At 59.9% G+C, this 19,496-nt stretch carries 16 protein-coding genes and 3 pseudogenes; 8 read left to right on the forward strand and 11 right to left on the reverse strand.

Annotated features, from left to right (window positions below; genetic code table 11):
- Positions 1-10: 10 nt before the first annotated feature.
- Genes NWE53_RS23690 through napE form a run of 5 tightly spaced genes read right to left on the reverse strand, consistent with a single transcriptional unit; the run spans position 11 to position 3,973 of the window.
- Positions 11-514: a nitrate reductase cytochrome c-type subunit gene (locus NWE53_RS23690; RefSeq protein ID WP_265051778.1), complete on the reverse strand. Its 504-nt coding sequence runs from the start codon at positions 512-514 to the stop codon at positions 11-13.
- On the reverse strand, positions 487-2,982 hold the full coding sequence (napA, locus tag NWE53_RS23695; RefSeq protein ID WP_265051779.1) for a periplasmic nitrate reductase subunit alpha: 2,496 nt from the start codon (positions 2,980-2,982) through the stop codon (positions 487-489). Before napA ends, NWE53_RS23690 begins: the two co-directional genes overlap by 28 nt.
- Positions 2,979-3,266 carry a chaperone NapD gene (locus NWE53_RS23700; RefSeq protein WP_265051780.1) on the reverse strand — a complete coding sequence of 96 codons (288 nt, stop codon included), beginning with the start codon at positions 3,264-3,266 and terminating at the stop codon, positions 2,979-2,981. The genes napA and NWE53_RS23700 overlap by 4 nt, the downstream gene beginning before the upstream one ends.
- A complete protein-coding gene (gene napF, locus NWE53_RS23705; protein ID WP_265051781.1) occupies positions 3,259-3,768 on the reverse strand; it encodes a ferredoxin-type protein NapF in 510 nt (169 codons plus the stop codon). The genes NWE53_RS23700 and napF overlap by 8 nt, the downstream gene beginning before the upstream one ends.
- Positions 3,769-3,778: 10 nt before the next feature.
- Positions 3,779-3,973 carry a periplasmic nitrate reductase, NapE protein gene (gene napE, locus NWE53_RS23710; RefSeq protein ID WP_265051782.1) on the reverse strand — a complete coding sequence of 65 codons (195 nt, stop codon included), beginning with the start codon at positions 3,971-3,973 and terminating at the stop codon, positions 3,779-3,781.
- 397 nt (positions 3,974-4,370) lie between these two features.
- On the opposite strand from napE, the gene NWE53_RS23715 reads away from it, so the two are divergent.
- On the forward strand, positions 4,371-5,756 hold the full coding sequence (locus tag NWE53_RS23715) for an IS1182 family transposase (RefSeq protein WP_265051783.1): 1,386 nt from the start codon (positions 4,371-4,373) through the stop codon (positions 5,754-5,756).
- Between the two features lie 657 nt (positions 5,757-6,413).
- Here the strand turns inward: NWE53_RS23715 and NWE53_RS23720 are convergent.
- Positions 6,414-6,908, reverse strand: a complete 495-nt coding sequence (locus NWE53_RS23720) for a terminase small subunit-like protein (RefSeq protein ID WP_265051784.1) — start codon at positions 6,906-6,908, stop codon at positions 6,414-6,416.
- A gap of 98 nt (positions 6,909-7,006) precedes the next feature.
- Between NWE53_RS23720 and NWE53_RS23725 the strand changes: the two genes are divergently transcribed.
- A complete protein-coding gene (locus NWE53_RS23725) occupies positions 7,007-7,363 on the forward strand; it encodes a hypothetical protein (protein WP_265055063.1) in 357 nt (118 codons plus the stop codon).
- A pseudogene (locus NWE53_RS23730) lies at positions 7,324-7,536 on the forward strand (transposase); the annotation flags it as partial. The gene NWE53_RS23725 and the pseudogene NWE53_RS23730, both read left to right, overlap by 40 nt.
- A 16-nt stretch (positions 7,537-7,552) precedes the next feature.
- Here NWE53_RS23730 and NWE53_RS23735 read toward each other — a convergent pair.
- Together NWE53_RS23735 and NWE53_RS23740 are read right to left on the reverse strand one after the other, a co-directional pair.
- Positions 7,553-7,813, reverse strand: coding sequence for a hypothetical protein (locus NWE53_RS23735; protein ID WP_265051785.1), 261 nt, complete (start codon positions 7,811-7,813; stop codon positions 7,553-7,555).
- Positions 7,814-7,821: 8 nt separating this feature from the next.
- Positions 7,822-8,586: a hypothetical protein gene (locus NWE53_RS23740; RefSeq protein ID WP_265051786.1), complete on the reverse strand. Its 765-nt coding sequence runs from the start codon at positions 8,584-8,586 to the stop codon at positions 7,822-7,824.
- Between the two features lie 424 nt (positions 8,587-9,010).
- Between NWE53_RS23740 and NWE53_RS23745 the strand changes: the two are divergent.
- The 5 genes and pseudogenes from NWE53_RS23745 to NWE53_RS23765 form a co-directional block, all read left to right on the forward strand.
- Positions 9,011-9,172 (forward strand): annotated as a pseudogene (locus tag NWE53_RS23745) (IS5/IS1182 family transposase); the annotation flags it as partial.
- A 176-nt stretch (positions 9,173-9,348) separates the two neighbouring features.
- Positions 9,349-9,717, forward strand: a complete 369-nt coding sequence (locus NWE53_RS23750) for a hypothetical protein (protein WP_265051787.1) — start codon at positions 9,349-9,351, stop codon at positions 9,715-9,717.
- Between the two features lie 195 nt (positions 9,718-9,912).
- A complete protein-coding gene (locus NWE53_RS23755) occupies positions 9,913-11,940 on the forward strand; it encodes an AIM24 family protein (RefSeq protein WP_265051788.1) in 2,028 nt (675 codons plus the stop codon).
- 80 nt (positions 11,941-12,020) lie between these two features.
- Positions 12,021-12,560, forward strand: coding sequence for a hypothetical protein (locus NWE53_RS23760; protein ID WP_265051789.1), 540 nt, complete (start codon positions 12,021-12,023; stop codon positions 12,558-12,560).
- Between the two features lie 65 nt (positions 12,561-12,625).
- Positions 12,626-14,311 carry a hypothetical protein gene (locus NWE53_RS23765; protein ID WP_265051790.1) on the forward strand — a complete coding sequence of 562 codons (1,686 nt, stop codon included), beginning with the start codon at positions 12,626-12,628 and terminating at the stop codon, positions 14,309-14,311.
- 122 nt (positions 14,312-14,433) lie between these two features.
- Here the strand turns inward: NWE53_RS23765 and NWE53_RS23770 are convergent.
- The 3 genes and pseudogenes from NWE53_RS23770 to NWE53_RS23780 all read right to left on the reverse strand — a co-directional run.
- Positions 14,434-14,707 (reverse strand): annotated as a pseudogene (locus NWE53_RS23770) (integrase core domain-containing protein); the annotation flags it as partial.
- 2,038 nt (positions 14,708-16,745) lie between these two features.
- Positions 16,746-17,264: a hypothetical protein gene (locus NWE53_RS23775; protein ID WP_265051791.1), complete on the reverse strand. Its 519-nt coding sequence runs from the start codon at positions 17,262-17,264 to the stop codon at positions 16,746-16,748.
- A 1,029-nt stretch (positions 17,265-18,293) separates the two neighbouring features.
- Entirely contained in the window at positions 18,294-19,478 is a 1,185-nt protein-coding gene (locus tag NWE53_RS23780; RefSeq protein WP_265051792.1) for an MT-A70 family methyltransferase, read from the reverse strand.
- Positions 19,479-19,496: the final 18 nt, after the last annotated feature.

Raw genomic sequence — 19,496 nt, forward strand, 5'->3', positions numbered from 1 at the left:
TCTCGCCCCGCTATGGCTTTCGGCCGATGTCTTTGGCGTCCTGAAACTGGTTCTGGACCAGCGGCGGGACGTCGGTCTGCTGAACGTGGCAGGCGGTGCAGAAATAGCGCCGCGGCGTCACGTCGGAGAGCACTTGCCCATCCCGGTCCTGGAAATGGGTGATGCTGATCATCGGCGCGCCCGAGCCTTCCGTGAACTCGCGCTTGTGGCAGTCCATGCAGCGGTTGGTGTTGACCGTGAGCTGGTAGCCATCGATGGCGTGCGGGATCACCGGCGGTTGCTCCGGATAGTTCCGCATGCGCTTGACGTCGTCGACGATCGGGCGGCCGAGGGCGGGCACCCGGTCGAGCGCCATCGGATCGGAGGTGCCGGTCAGGCGTGGGACGATCTTCACTGGCGCGCCCTCCTGCGAGAGCGCGGCACCGAAAGCGAGGACGAGGCACGCCGCCAGGGCGGCCCCAAGGACGGCCCGCGAGCGCATCACGCTCAGACCGCGAGGATCTTGACCGCGCATTTCTTGAAATCCGTCTGCTTGGAGATGGGGTCAGTGGCGTCGAGCGTCGTCTTGTTGATGAGCTGGCTTGCGTCGAACCAGGGCACGAAGACCACGCCTGGCGGCATGCGGTTGCGTCCGCGCGTCTCGACGCGGGTGCGCATCTCGCCCCGGCGCGAGATCACTCGGATCTCGGCACCCTGGTTGAGCCCGCGTTTGCGGGCGTCCTCGGGGTGCATGAAGCAGCGCGCACCCGGGAAGGCTTTGTAGAGCTCCGGCACGCGCATGGTCATCGAGCCTGAATGCCAATGTTCCAGCACGCGGCCGGTGACGAGCCAGAAATCATACTCGCCATCGGGCGATTCCGCCGGCGGCTCGTAGGGGACCGCGATGATCCGGGCCTTGCCGTCCTTGTTGCCGTAGAACTCGACGCCCTTGCCCGGTTTCACATAGGGGTCCAGCCCCTCGCGATAACGCCAGAGCGTCTCCTTGCCGTCCACCACCGGCCAGCGCAGCCCCCTGACCTGATGATAAAGATCATAAGGACCGAGGTCGTGGCCATGACCTCGGCCGAACGTCGCATACTCTTCAAATAACCCCTTCTGGACATAGAAACCGAAGTTCTTGGCTTCGAAATTGTCGTATTCCGCATCGATTTCGCTCGCTGCGAACTGGTCGACCTGGCCGTTGCGATACAGCACGTCGAACAGCGTCTTGCCCTTATAGTTCGGGTTGGCGTCGAGGATCTCCGCGGGCCAGACTTCGTCGGTGGTGAAGCGCTTCGAGAACTCCATGAGCTGCCAGAGGTCGGAGCGCGCCTCGCCTGGCGCCTGGACGAGCTGGTGCCAGACATGGGTGCGCCGCTCGGCATTGCCGTAGGCGCCTTCCTTCTCGACCCACATCGCCGCCGGCAGAATGAGATCGGCAGCCATTGCCGTCACTGTCGGATAGGCATCCGAGACGACGATGAAGTTCTCCGGATTGCGGTAGCCGGGATAGGCTTCGTTGGCGTTGTTCGGTGAGGCCTGAAGGTTGTTGTTGACCTGAATCCAGTAGAAATTCAGCTTTCCGTCCTTGAGCATGCGGTCCTGCTCGACGGCATGGTAGCCGGGCTTCTCCGGGATGATGCCGTGTGGAATGCGCCAGATCTCCTCGGCATGCTTGCGGTGCTCGGGATTGGTCACGACCATGTCCGCCGGCAAGCGATGCGCGAAGGTGCCGACCTCGCGCGCCGTGCCGCAGGCCGAGGGCTGGCCGGTGAGCGAGAAGGGGCTGTTGCCCGGCTCCGAGATCTTTCCGGTCAGCAGATGCAGGTTGTAGACGAGCTGGTTCGCCCAGACCCCGCGCACATGCTGGTTGAAGCCCATCGTCCAGAACGAGGTGACCTTGCGCTTGGGGTCGGCATAGAGCTCGGCAAGCTGCTGAAGGAAGCCGGGTTCGACCCCGGTCAGGGACGAGACCTTCTCCAGCGTGTAGTCCTTCACGAAGGCGGCATAGGCCTCGAAATCGATGGGCGTCGTGGCGCCGACATCGGCCGCCTTCTTCGCCTTGACCTCGCGCGGATCGTCCGGCCGGAGGCCATAGCCGATCTCGGTCGCGCCCTTCACGAAGGTCGTATGCTTGTCAACGAAGTCCTTGTTCACCCGGCCGGTCGAGATGATGTGGTGGGCGATGTAGTTCAGGATCGCCAGGTCGGTGCCCGGCTTGAAGACGATCGGGATGTCGGCGAGATCGGAGCTCCGGTGGGTATAGGTCGAGAGCACCGCGACCTTCACATGCGGCTGGCCGAGGCGGCGATCCGTCACCCGCGTCCATAGAATCGGGTGCATCTCCGCCATGTTGGAGCCCCAGAGCACGAAGGCGTCGGCATGCTCGAAATCGTCGTAGCAGCCCATCGGCTCGTCCATGCCGAAGGTGCGCATGAAGGCGTAGGCGGCCGATGCCATGCAGTGGCGGGCGTTGGGGTCGAGATTGTTGGAGCGGAAGCCGGCCCGCATCAGCTTGGTCGCGGCATAGCCCTCGAAGATCGTCCACTGGCCGGAGCCGAACATGCCGAGCGCGGTCGGGCCCTTGGCCTTGAGCGTCTCCTTGGCCTTGGCGGCCATGGTGTCGAAGGCCTCTCCCCATGAGACCGGGGTGAACTCGCCGTCCTTGGAGTAGACGCCGTTCCTCTTGCGCAGCAGCGGCTGGGTCAGCCGGTCGCTGCCGTACATGATCTTGGAGAGGAAATAGCCCTTGATGCAGTTCAGGCCGCGGTTGACGTCGGCCTTCATGTCGCCGTGCGTGGCGATGACACGCCCTTCCTTGACGCCGACCATCACCCCGCAGCCCGTGCCGCAAAAGCGGCAGGGCGCCTTGGACCATTTGATCTGCAGGCTGTCGACGCCGCCGGTCACCGGCTGGGCCTCGGCGGGAACGCTCATATTGGCGGCGAGCGCGGCAACGCCGGCTGCATGCGCCTTCAGCATCTCGCGACGGGACAGGGTCATGGGTCTACTCCAATGTCGTCGAGGCTTTCGAGGTTTTCGATCTGCTCGAACACCATGTTGGCCGACAGCACCCCGTCGATCAGGCTGATGGCAGCCAGGCGGTCGCCGATCACGCCGGTGCTCGATCCCTCCAGCACGATCACGATTTTGCCGTTCTCGACTCGGTGCACCTCGGTCTCCGGCAGCTCGCGGATGCTGGTCAGCACGGCATCGACGCGCGCCGGCAGGGCCGAGACCACGGCGCTCGATATGTGATGGAAGCGGCGGCCCGACTCTTCAGCCATCTGCTGCCTCCTGGCTGCGGGGTGATACGGCGACGGCCTGCGCCGGGCAGACCGCGATACAGGCGCCGCAACCGCTGCAGCGATCGGCCGCCAACTCGGGCAATGGAGGCCCGCCGAGCTGCGGGCGGAAGCGGATCGCCGCCTCCGGGCAGACATCGCCGCAGCTCTGGCAGACGATGCCGCGGCTCGCGAAGCATTCCGGGCCGATCACGGCCAGATGCTCAAAAGCGGGGATGGCACGGTCGAACACCGGCTCGGGACAGGCATCGGCACAGGCGCCGCAGAAGCTGCACTCGCTCCCGGTGAAGTCGATGGCGGCCCGGCCGGCCTCGTCGAGCGCGATGATGTGCTGCGGGCAAGCAGGAACACAGGCTCCGCAACCGGTGCAGGCCGCCGCGATCGACGCCGTACGGGACCAAGGCGGGCGCACCTTGTCGGGCAGTGAGAGGCGCCGGCCTGTCAGGAAGTTGCGGCGTCCGCGATCGATGACAACCCGTTCCATCGGCCCGTCCTCAATGTGGCGGGCCAGGTGGGCCGAGAATGATTTGGAACATCCACACCAGGAAGCCGTAACCGCCGACCACTCCTACCGCGATGATCGGCCAGATCAGCACCGCCAGGGTCAGGAAAGCCAGGAATTCGGCTCGCCTCGTGGGCTCTTCTGTGGTGGTCGCCGGGCCGCTCGCCCGTGCAGACTCGGTCGCCATCTCCGGTCCTTTCGCGTTCGGGCGTTCATAAATCGCGCCGTCGCCAGATTAGAGATCGAAAAAAGAGAATATGGATTTGGCGGAGCTTGTCTACACAGTTGTGGCGTTCGGAATGCACGCGCATCGCTAGGTTTGATTTAGCGCAAATGCTTCAGGAAATGGCTGAACCCGAAGTCGGATGCAGTGCGCCCGACTTTCCGCTGGGGTTCGTTTTGATGCCAGAATGACAAGCCGACTGACGTCATCTGCGGGGTCGCGATGGCTTTCGCGGCCAGAGCTTGAGTGCGCGTTTCCGGATTCGGTCTCAATGTCCGCCGATGGCGGATGTCGTTGAAAAAGTCGTCGTTGCTGCGGGTGTGAAGTCCTGATTCAGTCGTCTTGGGCGGAGGGCGGCGCGATGATGGGTGAACGGCGGGTGGCGCAGGAGGCGCTGTTCTACGAGTTCAGTCTTGAGCGTCACGTGCCGGACGATCATTGGGTGCGGTCGATAGACCGGTTCGTCGATCTTTCCGAGATCCGCGCACATCTGCGGCCGTTCTACAGCGAGATGGGTCGGCCCTCGATCGATCCGGAGCTGATGATCCGGATGCTGCTCATCGGCTATTGCTTCGGCATCCGTTCCGAGCGGCGCCTGTGCGAGGAGGTGCACCTGAACCTCGCCTATCGCTGGTTCTGCCGGCTCGGGCTTGAGGGCGACGTTCCCGATCACTCGACCTTCTCGAAGAACCGGCATGGCCGCTTCCGCGAGAGCGATCTTCTGCGTGAGCTGTTCGAGACGACCGTCCGGCGTTGCATCGAAGAAGGGCTCGTGGGCGGAGAAGGCTTCGCGGTCGATGCCAGCCTGATCAAGGCCGATGCGAACAAGCAACGTTCCGCGGACGCCTCAGAGCTGGTCGACTGGCACGATCTCGCCCGGACGCGTCGCTCGGTGCGCGAATATCTCGATACGCTCGATGAGGCCGCCTGGGGCGCGGCGAGCGAGGCGAAGCCGAAGTTCGTGTCGCGCGCCGATCCGGCCGCGCAATGGACCGGCGCTTTGAAGGGGCATGCCTTCTTCGCCTACGCCACCAACTACCTGATCGACCTCGACCACGCCGTCATCGTCGATGTCGAGGCCAGCCGCGCCATCCGGCAGGCCGAAGTCGGCTCGGCCCGGACCATGCTCGACCGAACGCAGGAGCGTTTTGGCCTCTGGCCGGCCAGGCTAGCCGCCGACAGCGCCTATGGCTCGGCCGAGAACCTCGCCTGGCTGGTGCATAAGCGCGGGATCGAGCCGCATATCCCGGTCTTCGACAAATCCCAGCGCAGCGACGGCACCTTCAGCCGCTCCGACTTCGCCTATGACCACGCGCGCGATCGCTACACCTGCCCGGGCGGGAAGGAGTTGAGGCCGCGCCAGAAGGCCTATCGAACCGAGCGGCCGCTCGTCGATGACGAGGGCATGATGCGTTACCGCGCCAGCAAGTTCGACTGCGACGCCTGCTCGCTGAAGCCGCAGTGCTCACCCAACATGCCCGCTCGCAAGATCCTGCGCTCGATCCATGAGGGCGCCCGCGACATGGCCAGGGACATCGCCGAGACCGACGCCTATGTCACCTCGCGGCGCGAACGGAAAAAGGTCGAGATGCTGTTTGCTCACCTCAAGCGCATCTTGCGGCTCGACCGGTTGCGACTGCGCGGACCGAATGGCGCCAGAGACGAGTTCCACCTCGCCGCAGCAGCCCAGAACCTCAGGAAGCTCGCCAAACTCAAGCCAAACGGGCCGCAGGTCAGGCCTGCCTGACCAAGCGAAGCCCTACTCTGCTAAATCCGCTCCCGCCAGCGCCGATCTCAGGGCCGACTTTTTCAACGGTATCGGCGCAACCCGGACTTTGAGATGCGCGCAATCGCGCGTGCGGGCGCAACGGGTTCACCCGATCGCAGTCGCGGAGGCATGCAGATATTGCTGCCTCGTTTGCAAATTTAATTAAATCAATGATTTGCTTGGGTATTGCTGGCGGACAGGGCGTCCGCCACGATACGTTTAATATCAATGCGTTATGTATAGACTGTCCAATTTTCCCATCATGCGTCCCATCTCCAGACGGCAGCATGGGGGCGTTGGGGATGGTCAACGCCGGGACATCGTGTCGGGCGCACCCTTAGACGAAAGTTCTAGCCAATAGTCCCCTGTTCGTTGGACGCCACCCAACAATCAGCCCTGACGCTCGATTGTGCCGATAAAGGTCTTCTCCAGCAAGGTCATTGCCGTCGACCCAAGCACCGCATCGAGGCCGGCGAGAAGCCTGGGTGAGCGGCAGCTGCCAGCCCGCCTCCGAGCCTGGCGGAATCCGCCCACACGCCTTGGCGCTTGGCGAGAGCCGCTCCCGGCTGCACGATCACTGCGGCCACTTGCGCCTCCGTCCGACGACCGACGCGTCACGCTCCCCAGCGGTCAGCCCTAACGCAAGACGGTCTTCATCAACGCCTTCTCGAGCGCCAGCATCTCGGGCACGTCTAATCCGCTTACGTCGCGTGTTCGGGTGTGGGAGGTGTTTACCGTGGCGGTGGACTCAATCGTCGTCTTGGCGCCGTAGCTTCTGGGGCTCAGCTTCATCACGCGCCATTGGTAGGCCTGGATCTTCACACGGGTCGCGTTGACGTTTTCCTCGGTGCAGTTTTCGATCAGCTCGTTGATCTTGTCGAATTCCACATGGGCCAAACACTCGCGCGCGCGCGCCAATTGCGCGGCAAACTCGGGATGGTGCACCCTCCAATAGCCAACCTGATACCGGCTCGGCATGCCCGGACGCTGGCAAATTGTTCCAAGGTCATGACCCTCGATCATAAGGCAACAGATTTCGTCCCCGATCTCCTCGGAGTATGGGAAGGATGGTGGCCGCCCTGCGCGTCTGGGGATGGAAACAACTTCCGCGCGTCTTGCGGCGGTCTTCATGCCGCAGTCTCCAGCTGAGACACCTTGGCGATCTCGGCCTGCAGCCACTCCGCCGTGACAAGACCATCCTCGAAGGCCCGTAGGATCAGGATGGCGCTTTGGGGCGCGGGATTCATGCCAGCGCGCCAGTACCGGACCGCACGTTCAGTGACGCCAGCCAGAAGCGCGACATCCTCATCGGTGATCCCGATCCGATACAGGAGCTGATGAAAGCCTGTCTGCATATTGTGCCCCGTCGTATGCGCAGGCACTATATATGCGATCGCTCAGCAGTGGAATTGATTTCCGAGGACGGTGCGCCGTCGCACGCCGCGAGCAACACGCCGCACTCGGCGACTTCGCCTTCACTACCGACCGATTTGGCAGCAGTGCATCTGGCCGAGCGCGGCCCACGCGAGCTGGCGGCCCCGCTGCCTATCGCGACTTCGTTCTTGAGAGCGTTCGCCGAACCGTGAATTAACTCGGCTTCAAGGCGCTGCCCAGACGCTGGGTGGTCGAGCAGATCTTCGGCTGGTTGACGCGCTGGTGCTGCTTCGTGCGCCCCTACGAGCAGCGTCTCGACATGGTCGAGGCCATGATCCACGTCGCCATGGGCAGCCTGCTACTACGCCGCATCGCCCATCCGTAACATTCTCAAACGGGTCCTAAGCCTTAGCCTTCTTCTCATGATAAAATTCGGCGCGCATTTCTTCTTTTGCGCTTTCTTCCCACGAGTACCACTCAGTAAGGTCAAAAAAATCCGCAGCGGCGCGACGAGCCAAGTCATCGACTTCCCGAAGTTGACGCGCTCTGTCCAACTTGTCACGGATTATTTCGTTCTTTTTCTGTTTGCGTATGGCTATAGCAAATAAAAATGCCAGTATCGCGACGACGATGATTATTACCATAGGGATATGGATGCTCATCTCTACACCTACTTCGTTGTACGTGGCGTAAATGCATCGCCTACATCGCCAATTATCGATCTGTACATTTTAATTCCACTAAATTTTTCCTTTACTGCGTCATTGTATGCTGTAAATAATCGGTCATATTCACAATCAAGTCTATAAAATTGATCTTTATATCGGAATCGCACGGCGCGAACGCGGTCTTTAAAGTTCATTTTTAACGATGGAAGGCGAGATTCAATTTCATATTTTAATTCTATTAATCTATATTCGTATGAAAGTGCATAATTATTGATGCGCATTTGAGTATCGTAAGCTAAATCTACAAGATTCGCCTTATATTCTTCCATTAGAGCCAATGTCTCCTGCCCTACTTTCAGCTCCAAGTCACCTATGCGCTTGGAGTTGTTTTGCAATTCAAGCCACGCCTCCCCCTCAACACGTTCCAGTCGCGCCCACTCCTGCCAAGCGGCGTCAACGCGCGCCTTGTAAGCCGGGTCATCAGCATACTGGCGCTCATGTGCGGCTTCCGCAGCGGCGTGCCCGATGGCGGCGGCTTTATGTTTTTCGGCCCAATAGCTCGCGGCTTCGTCCGTGTTGCCACGGCGCTCTATTTCCGCCTGCACCACCTCTAGCCTGCGGTCAATTTCGGCGTTTGCTATCCCCTCAGCGCTGGTTGAATCCCAATTCCTAAAGAGACTGAAGGGACCCATTATTTGACGGTTAAGCTCCTCGCTCAACGCCACCAGTTCCCGGTAGCTGATTTTGGACAAATCTTGTGCTGCCATTACTCACCCGCCTCCGCCTTGGCCACGCCTTATCCCAAAGCTTTTCGAGGGGCGCGGTCTCGACATCAAACTCCTCCAATTCAGCCGCGCCAAGGTTAAGGCCGTGACTGCCTTTCGAAGGTCATCAAAAGTCAACGCCACCCGCAAGCGCAAACCCCGCGGGCGACTACATCCCCAGCGCACAGCGCACGACAAGCTCGTCGGCCCGGTGCGCCTGTCGGATCCGCACGCATAATCAGGTCGAGGAGGTTCTTGTCGCTCGCACGCGTGGGAGTCAGCGACCGATCCCGACGTCTTCACCATAAATGGCGACGGGGAACAGCGCCCTCGCTCCAGGAGCAAGACTAGCTAGCAGGCTGTTGAAAAAGCGGCTCGCGGATCCGGCCTTGACGTGATTCACTCCTCTGCGCTGGGGAGGGGCGGGATGCGCGGGACGGACGAGAGGACAGGGGCGCTTTTCAGCTACGTGGACCTGGAGGCCCGGGTGCCGGCGGGTCATCCGCTTCGGGCGATCCGGTCGCTGGTGAACGAGGCTCTTTCGGCGATGGGGAGCGACCTCTCGGCGCTCTATTCGGGAAGGAAGCGGACCTGCCCCACGAAGCGTACGCCGAGGCGGCGGTCATCCCGGTAGAAGCCTTGGAGCGGACATTAGAGTCGGCGGACAAGGCTCTGGCAGAGCACAGAGCCAAGGCAGCGGCCGCCTCTCGCCGCGCCGCCGTGATGAAGGGACTTGCTGGCCTCGGTTACGAGGTCCGAGAGGGAATGACGACGACGTTCGCCCAAAGCGGCAGGCTCGTGGTCGCCGATTCCGCCAGGCCAGGCTACGGCGTCGAACTGAGCGGTTCCGTAGATGGCCGTCAGATGCAGATGCGTCCAGTGGCACTCGAGGCGCCTGGGCAGGCCTCGGACCCGTCCCGCGACCGGGACGCAGAGACCATTTGGTGTGGCCAGGTTACCCAACTTGCGAAGACGCTTGCCGATGCGGCGTTAATTAGCAAAGATCACCCGGCGAGGGTGCACGCACGAAGAGCTGATCGCGACAACGGGAAAGGTAAAGTGAAACCCGCCGGGGGCTGCCTGAAGACGCTGACTATGCTTGGGTGGCTTTGCCTAATGCCGGAAAAGTATTGAATTCGCTTTGCCGCAGAGCCACCTCACGGAGGCAGACCGCAGCTTGCTAGATTAATAAAGCGTGGTACGAGTACAGGTCACTTCGCCGTAACGAGTGGAATTTCCATGTCGCTTCTGAAGTACGCCCCGGATGTTCCATCCACGTGGCAATTTCTCCGCCCGCGAATTCCGAAGAGAGCGGAGTTGAAGGCGAGGATGACCAAGCCGGCAATCATGGTCTTCTGGTTTCTCGTGATGACGTCATGGCTACCGATGATTGCCGGGCTTCAGGACGTGCTTATCCGGCTAAGGCTGGGAAGTGGCCCCGATGCTTTTGCCATCAAGCCCGACGCGGGATCATTTTTCCTGATTGCCATGGGCATTCTATTCACCGGCCTGTTCAGGTTTAGGTTCATCGCCGTTCTCTGCATGCTGCCGGCAATGTTGGCAGTCCTGCTCGGCGTCCAGGATCTCGGAAGTCTGAACGAATATCGCTCGTGGCTTTTCCCCCTTGGACTGGGCTTGGTTACGCTCTCCGCACTCTTTCTGGTAACCTATGGTCGGCTGCGCAGTCCTGCAGTCGGAATTTTCCTGCTGCTCGCGGCGATCGAGGCCATCGGCGGCTTCTTTCCTGTCGCGCCAGAAGACGGCGCGCCTCCGATCCCGCCGGCGCCCAGCCAACCGGGTGCAACGACTCCGGCCGTCTTTCTCACCTTCGGTCGCTTATTTCACTCCTACCACCTGTCGGTCCTAGACCTCCTGATCGTGTCGTCCCTGATCGTCTTTGGACGGTTCGTGGTCTTGCTTTACCGGCACAATAAGCCGGGTTGGGACGGCCTGAAGGGGGAAATCAACATAGTCCCGGTCCTGAAGCAGACGCTCCTGCTTTCAATCCCATTCTTCATCATGATCCTATCACTCGGGTGGTTCTGGAACCAGGTTGGAAGCCGGGCAGAAGCCTATGCGATTGAAATTCTTCGGACTCCTGGGCCTACTGGGACAATCCTTCCCCCAATAACCCTCGAACAAGCCCTGGCTGAGGCTAATGATCGAGAGCAGAAGGAGATCGCCAACAAAACAACCGCGGCACTTGCAGATGCCACAACCAACGCACAGGCGGGCTCGGCGGATCTTGTTAAAACCATCATGCCGAAACTCCGGGCATCATTCCCATCGTATCTGATGAAGCTGAAAGGGTGTAGCTGGTATGATGTGCTCTGCCACGTGGTGAACGGCATCAAATCCGTGGTGAATTCGATTTACCGGAAGGCACGGGACGCGGCATTGAACTCTCTCGAGGCCTCACTTCGTGATGCCGACAAATTCAACCAGAGCCAGCTAGTCGAGAAGCGGGACAGAGCGACCAAAGCGGTTGCCGCGTTTTCGCAGGAGAGTACCAGGTGGTCGCAGACCGCGATCTATAAAGCTTTCGAAACTGCCCGCTGGTTGGGCCTCATTTTGTCGATCTACGGGATCATGGTGGCCGTGAAGACGGTCATGGTTATCATGTCCCGCATCGTCTACCGGGATGACGGGCTTAATCGTCATTTCGCGTCACTCAAGCCGGGGGCGGTCAGTTCCGCATTCTCCAGTCCGGGGACGGGCAAGGCGGAGATCGAGATCCCAGCCGGGTCCACCGACACCTATGTTGTACTGCGCTATGAAATCCGAAATGCGGTCGCCAACGTGTCGGTCCCGCAATTTGGCACTGGCATCCTCGGCAGGATTTTCAGCGGCAGCTATATTCTGGCGCGGCTGAAGGGTTCCAACATTCCCGAATTGGGGGCTTCGATCGTTGTCAATGCACCCGCCGAGCTGCTCCAGTGGAAGCTAAAACAGGGCGAGGAGATCATCGTCCGATACGAGGACCTTGTGGCCTTTTCGAGCACGGTTCGGCTCGCGACCGAAATCAACCTTTCCATACAGGCGACCTTATTCGGACGCTTCATGTTTCATAAGATGATTGGTCCCGGCTTCGTGATCGTGCAGACGAAAGGTGAGGCCGTTGCCGGAAAGGAACCCGAGGCGGGCTGGTCTCGCAGGGCAACATCGCTCAAGGCATGGCAACTTCAGGCGGGCTTTCAGGTTCAGTCAAATCTCGACTGGCTGGGGGTCTATCTTGCCCCCTTCAATATCCGAAAACAGGAAGGTTCCATGCTGATCTACGATGCCGCGCCCGAAAATACCCGCTGGTCGTCGTTCGGACTTATCCGGGCAGTCCGAACGTTTCTGCTGCCGTTCTAGGCGTCGCCTGCAGGATAATGTGAGGGTCGCTTTGGCATTAGGTAGAGCTAGTTTGCATCCTATGTCGAGCATATCGACATTTGGTCAGCCTGCTGTCAGTTGTTACCGACGCTCAACAACGTTCGGAAGTTCACGTGATGAGAATTCTGTGGTGGACTCTTCCCGTTCTGGCACTGGTGGCTGCGGCCGAAGCGTCGGCACAGTGTTCTTGCGGCCCAGACTTCTGCCTTGGCGACGCTCGGGTTCCGAAACGCCTATCGGCGAAGAAAAGCGATCTCACGCAACGGGGGTATCCTGCCGAACTGATGGCTCTCTTGGATAAAAGCGACGCCTGCTATGCCGCCATCGACCGGGCTCCCGACGGCTTCAGCCTTATGACAGTAAAGTCCAATGGGAGCATTTTGGTCACCCAATGGGATGCTGACAACCATGACGCTGCAAGGCGCGGTGTTCTGGCGGGCGATCTGAAAGCCTATTACTCATTCAACGCCCGGAAGGCCTTCGCTTGTTGCGAAAGGCCGAAAGCAGAGGATCGATCAGATTGGAACCAGAGCCTCTCACTGAGCACTGGACAGGCTATCTCATGCGAGAAGCAGGGCTCGGCAGTGGCGTGTCGCTAATTTGTGCCTGATCGCTCGACCAGGGCGTCCCAGAGGCTGGAATGCGAATGCTAGTGAGGAATAGGATGTCGTCGCTCACAAAGTTCCCCCCCCGATTGCTGGCGGTTGCGCTGATGGGGTTGGCTCTGACAAGCGCCCAGGCTGGCGAGTTTCGCGTACCATGGCTGAACGGAGCGCTCCTTGGAATGGGGTACGATGCGTCGTCCGGCAATCTTACAAGGGAAGTCTGCGCCAAGGTCAGCGCCGAGGATCGGGATATCAACGGCGGCGGTCCAAACGATGGGCTGCGTTTCGAACGCATCGAAAGTCGGGAACAGTTTATCTCTAAGATGCTTGCGGAACTGAGTGGTGAGGCAAAGTACGCAGCCCTCACCGCGTCAGCTCGAATCAGCTTCGCAAGAAGCATCAATATTACTCAAAAGGACCAGACGATGTTCATTCAGAACATCGTGTCGACTGTCGAGACTGGGTCGACCCGGGAAGGGCTGCTTCCGATTTACGGAGACATGTCGTCTGATGTAAGCCAATTTCGCCGTCGATGCGGAACACATTATGTCAGCACAATCATGTATGGCGGTGAGCTACTCATGACTCTCCAGTCCTCAGATCGCGACGAGCAAAAAAGATCGAAGTTCGAAGCCAACGTCCGAGCTGCAGGTGCGGCTGGCAAGGGTAGCGCCACATATACGCAGTCTGTCACTGAGCTAAAAAACCATGACGAGTTGCGGATCGTTGGTCGCAAAGCTGGCGGCGGGAGCACCACTCCTTACAGCGTCGATACTTTCGTCGATGAGGTCTCCGGTTTCAGATCACAAGTGCTCGCGAATAGGAAAGCCAACGTTCTCTACGCGATCGTCTCGCCTTATCCTGAGCGAAGAAGCGATCCTAAAAGCGATATGGTTGATCTGGCTTCCGATAAGCTCCTAGCGTTTAACGAGAAGTTGGAGCGTATGCAGGACGCGACCGAAGACCCTGAGATGTACGACATCGACAGGTCTACTCTCCCAGCTGCGGTGAGCGAGCGGGATCGGCTGCGCAAGATACGAGACCGGCTTCGTACCTCAATCGAGGCTTGTATATATCCTGTCAATACCGATGGAGATGGCCCGAACCAATGCAGAAGCATGCAGGGCTTTATTACTCCTCCTAGCGCGGCATTGGACGACTTTACGCCGAAGCGTTTCGCCTCGGATTGCCGAATTGGGCCGATACAGCTTCCAAAGCAGCAATTCCGCGGGAAGGCGGTTATCAAAGGCGACAATCTCGTGGGCGGATGGATGAATATTCAATTCGAAGCTGCGCCCATTGTTTCGGATGAGCGACATGTTTTGCGTATGAAGGTTATGAAGCGTGCCACTGAGCCTGGAACCTCGAAGAAGTCCTCCGAGGAGGACGTACATGAGACGATCAAGGAAATTCCGATTTGGAGTTCATCTGGTTGTGTGATCAACAAGCTCCCAGAGTTCGCCGCAACCGAGGTGATCCGTTTCGAAGGTGATTTCGGAAGGCCGGCGACGCACTCATTTCGAAAACTTGTCGATCAAGCATCGTGTGGACGCGTGGGTAGCGGCGGTGGCGGTGGCAGAGGATTCAGGGCAGCTCCATCAAGCTCGTTTGACTGTGACGTAACATTACAGCCTATTCGCGGACTTGATCCTGTTCATGAAGAACTCTTCCAGGGCGTGAATAAGATACGTGCTCGCAAACCCTTCAAGGGCCTTCTGTGGTTGGGAGCTGCTGGTCCGGAGTAAGCGGAATTTTGAGCCAATCCGTCGACGGGATTTCGGCGGGTAGAGCCGGCTCGGTTTGTCTGAACAGTTTGCGGGCTGTCGCTAAGTGGATTTAGGGCCTGATTATGCGCAACCGGGATTGGCTGCAGCGCGTTGAAGTAGGCGTGATTGGGCGTCTGCCGTTCCCGGCTCTGGTGAGGTCGCCGGCTGTGAAGACCAGATACCGCCCGATTGAAGCGCGCGCATCGGACACGCTGGCATAGGCGCGCAGGTAGACCTCCTCGTATTTGACCGATTTCCAGATGCGCTCGACGAAGACGTTGTCGCGCCAGGCGCCCTTGCCGTCCATGCTGATCCTATGATGCCCGCGCCGATCAGCAGGGTGGTGAACTCGCTGCTGGTGAACTGCGAGCCCTGGACGCCCTTCTGTTTGTCAAGCGGCGATACGTGAGCAAATTAAACTGTGACGCGACCTGGAAGAGTGCACCAGCGTACTCCGGCGCCTGGTGCAATTTGCGGACATTGCCCTGGACAATATCGACACTGAAACGCCCTTGCCGTCCAGAAACCGACCTCGCCCGATCTCGCAACTCGACAAGCGAAGGCAATTCAAGTCGGCCGATTCCATACGGCCTGCCGTTGACGAGAGAATGCAGACGGTCCCCTTCAAGGCGGAGCCGGGAATGCGTGCCTTCATGATCTCTTTCTTGAAAACCGGTTAGACGTTCGAACCAATCCATCAGCACATTCTCTCGAATTGGCGCTGCTTGGGAGCGGGCTTTGCGCAGCCATTGAGCGCGCACCTGATTCCAGCGGGCGCTTTCCCCACACAGGCAGCTTCTTCGACGACCAGGCTCATTGCGCGCCATTCGCAATGCGGGCCATGCAGCAATCCCTAGCATGACTGACGTGCCGGCGCTTCGCCCCGTTTCGTTCGGAATGACGTTGTTGTTCTCCGCTTCAGCTATTCTTCAATGGTCGCCTTCCCGGACCTGTGAGCGGGAGCCATCGGCGCTCATACCAAAGGTCGTCGGCTCTCTCATAAAGTTGTTCGGCCCGCCAGACTCCAGAGAGTGGCCCTTCAGCCAGCTTTCGAAGCGCACGGAGGACGGCGACCCGCTGCTTCTTATCGACGGCAGGACGACCATACACGGCCCGGCAAAGTTCCGTGGTTGAAAGCGCCTCGCCGCGTGAGGCTGCGAAGACTTCCAACAATTTGCGCTGGACATGGCCGGGGCCCCTGCTCACGGACCCATTTCCCCTAAGTGTTTCCCAATAGGGGGTACTCGGACATAGGGGCGGGCACTCGTCAAGAACCCTCAGGAGAACGCCAACAGGCGAAGATTGTTTCGGTGCTGAACGTCACGGTTTGGCGACATAACTCGCTACCAGCGGACTATTTTGAGAAGGCAGAAAGTCATATGAAAACTAAGTCTCGCCGAAATCATCGTACCTTCACTGTGTTGCCTTCTCTGATTTTATCGCGACTGCCAAAATTGCCAAGCACCGGCCATTCCTCATCCCCATGCAGCAGAGATATCCCTTCTCACTCGACGTTCTCTTCCCACCGCTGTGTCATGAGCAAATGGTCTCGCATTGATGAGAACGGTTTCAGTTAACTCGGGCAGGCCACGCCTCTTCGACTTCGTTTGGCGGTCACTCTGAATGCAGGCCCGCCGGCCGGTAATACACATTACCTTGCCGCCACGGTCCTATGCGACGAATTGTCTTGAACGCAATGTCGCGGGCCGAATCCAACTTCAAATGCTTTCCGATCGATGTCGGCGACGGCGGTCCCACGGCATTTTGTTCATCAACATCTGGAAGTCACAATGGGTATCTCATACCGCTTCGAATGCTCGAACTGCGGCTACTCCTGCCGGACGTCGCAGGGTGGTTCGCGTGCCAGCTTTCAGACCTTCTCGGCACACCCGGTCTATTGTGGCGTGTGCGAGGATGTTGAGGTAACCAACACCGTTAAGAGCCAGACAACCTGCCACAAATGCGGGAATACATTCGCCATTCCCTATGGAAGCTCGAAGGTCAGCGCGTCAGTCGAGGTGACCCCAAAACGCGGAAAACGCTCCGACGAAATTTACCTCACAGTGCCTGCCGATCGAAATACCTGCCCCAAATGCAAGGAATTCTCTGGGAAATTCAGTGCGGAGGTTTTTTTTGATTAGCCCGCATTAGTGTGGGTCCAGGAATTCATCAGGTTTGCATACAGGCCCGCGCCCGCCATAGAGGGCCAAGGAAGCTGTCTCACGGTTTTCAGGCTCGGCATGACCGGCGATGGGCTGAATGCGGCCCACCGGCCTCCAGAAGCGCTGCGCGAGCAGGCGACGAGCCTCCTCGCTGGAGCGATCGACTTGGCGGATTGTTGACAAAGTTGCAGAGATCCGTGCCCGCGCCGTTGGTAAAACTGAGAAATGATATCCTCAATTGGCGAGGCGGTTCAGGCAGGCCAATTCCGCCGTGCCAAATTTCCTTTCCGGAATAGCTCAGTCAGCTTCTTTGCGGTCTCCCCCGCACCCATCCCTACTACGTGGGAAGCCAGACATAACTTCCTCATTTGGTCCATTCCGTTCGGCGCGACCATGGCTACAGGAACACTCACCTCGGCAAATAAAGGCATTCCACCTTCGCGGGCGACTTCTTGCAAATACGACCAATCCGAGCCAGCATCTTCAGTCCAGTCTTTCTGCCACACTAGGAGCGCTGCAAAAGGAACGACGACGCCCATTGCTTTCAATGCGGAAATCTCGGCCGAGAAGATTTTTACACGATTCTCTGGAACAATTTCTGGATTAGCATCGTACAGTATTTTGAGGCAGCCCCACACGGCGCTTTCGTAGTCAGTTTGACCCTGCAGGAGTTGATTGATTAAACTAAGTTTTTCGGAATGTTTGCGTTCAATGGCTTCCTGAAATGGATTGCTAACTGGTACTGGTTTTTTTCGCAGCCACGAAAACATGATCACCATCCCTCTAGAACGACGATGCAGCGACCTCAATTTTAAAGCCGCGGCTCATTTTCGCAAGTTGAACGTGCGAGGAGCCCGCCTGACAGCGCCCTCCGGACAAGGGGGCTCCTTCAATCACGAGCGGCCTCTTGGATCGGGCAAAAATAAGAGCAAAGCGGCGAGCTGACCGGAGGCCCGGGGAAGAGCCGCCATCTCAAGAGTTGGATCGTCCTCGTCCTCAACATCTGGGCGAGGCCCGAGGCGATCAACGACTTCAGCCCGGCCGCGCAATATGACCGGCGCCGCGGGCCGATCGATCTTAACCCGCCCGCTCCGCCGCGCCACGACAAGCGCTGTCCGGTGCTGCAGTTGACGCACGGCCTCGCCGATTGGCTCGCGCTGGCGGAGAAGGAGCGCGCGCTGATCGGCGCCCGGACCAATGCAGCCCTACATCTTGAGAATTCTCAACCGGGCTCCCAAGCTCCCCCGCGGATTCCGGACAGGACGCCTCGGGCACCCGAATGCACTAGCCGCCATAGACGGCCCAGGAAGGCTGCCTCACGGCTTCAGGCCCACAGGACCGGCACTGGATGAATGCCGCCCACGGGCCACCAGAAGCGCTGCTCGAGCAGGCGACGGGTCTCCTCGCTGGGGCGACCTGGCGGATTGTTGACGACGTTGCAGAGATCCGTGCCCGCGCCGTTCAGGACTTGGCGAGGGCTGGGATCTGCGCCATCCCCAGCGCACGGCGCCCGCACGATGCGGGCGGGCAGACTCTGCGCGCCTGATAACGTCAAGGGGCTCTTGTCGCCCCGCCCGCGTTGGAGAGTCTGCGACCGCCATGCGTCGTCTTCACCCCGCGCTGTGCTTCTGCGGCGTGTTGGCCCTGAACTGATCAGAAGGCCGCAGACTTCTTCGCCGGCCAACCCGGCGCCTCTATCCACGTCGCGCGGCCCGCCGTCGCTGCCCACGAAGCCAGCTATATCGTGGACATGGCGCTGCAGGGCCGGCGCAGCATGAGGCTTCCAGGTGCGACGTGATTCATGGCCTCGGCGACGTCAAGACGCGCAGCATCGCGCTTAGGGCGCGTCCGGCGGGCGTCAGCACTGGCCAGCCAGCCCGTGCGGACCAAAGGTTGAGCATCGCGCCGTCACGCAGCAGGTGAGCCCGTCTGCCGCCAGCGCCGCAAGGTGGCGCTGGAGCGGGGCTGGCTTCCGCCTCATTGCCCCATGAATCCCAGCCCGGACGAGCCGGGCCGCGCCGGTTAAGCTCGATCTTCGGCAGGTTTGGGAAATAGGCGTCGATCATCTCAAGGAAGATCTCAGGCTTGGCCGAGTGCTCGCCGACCGGGGCGTCGATCACCGACGCCATCTGAGTCCCCATCGCCGGACAGGGAATATTGCCGCGCGTGCCGATTAGCAGCAGCTCGTGCTTGTTGCGCGACCAGTAACCGGTGCCGATGCGGTCCTTGTTCCAGACGTAGTGCGACACGTAGCGGAATCCCCACGCCGCTATGACATCCAGAGCCGACAGCAGCATCGGGGCGGTTGCCCAGAGGAAGAGGACGCAATCCGGGGTGGCAATCGAGGGGACGTCGCGCTGCTTGATCTCGTCCAGAACGCTGGTCGGATAGTGATTCTCGGCGGACCGGTCCATTCCGGTCTCGCGTGACCAGACTTCAAACCGCCACTCCGGATCGGCGAGGATGACACCATAGCGCCTGTCCGGCAGCGCCGCCTGCTTGACTCCCAGCTCCTGCTCACGCTGGGCGCGGCGCCCCTTCTTGTCCCCGGTCCGCAGCGCCGCCTTGATGACATTGCCCGCCGCATCGCGCGCATTGGCGACCGCCGCCGTGAATTCCTCGTCGTCGAGCGCGCCGAGCTTACGGCCTTCATTGGCAAGGCGCTTGCTGATCCCGGCATCGGCGAGCGTGGGCAACGGAGACCCCACCGGGTTCCCAGCGGACCCGGTAGACTTATTGCCTTTGTAGGGTGTTCCCCCCTTCGCCAGCCCGACCATCGCTTTCTGCTCCTGCCGCATCTGATCCATGCGGCGCGTCGCGCGCATGCGGATCTCGATTGCGTCGGCCTCCATCTCGCGGTTCCCCGCCTGCCGGGCGTAGGCCTTCATGGCGATACTGACATCGCGGATCTCCTTGATCTCATCGATGTTCTTCGCGTCGGCAATCGCGCTGCATGCCGCCTCGTATTTGACGAGTTGAGTCATCGCAGTACCCCAGAGAGA

The organism is Bosea sp. NBC_00550, from assembly GCF_026020075.1.
Taxonomy (GTDB): Bacteria; Pseudomonadota; Alphaproteobacteria; order Rhizobiales; family Beijerinckiaceae; genus Allobosea.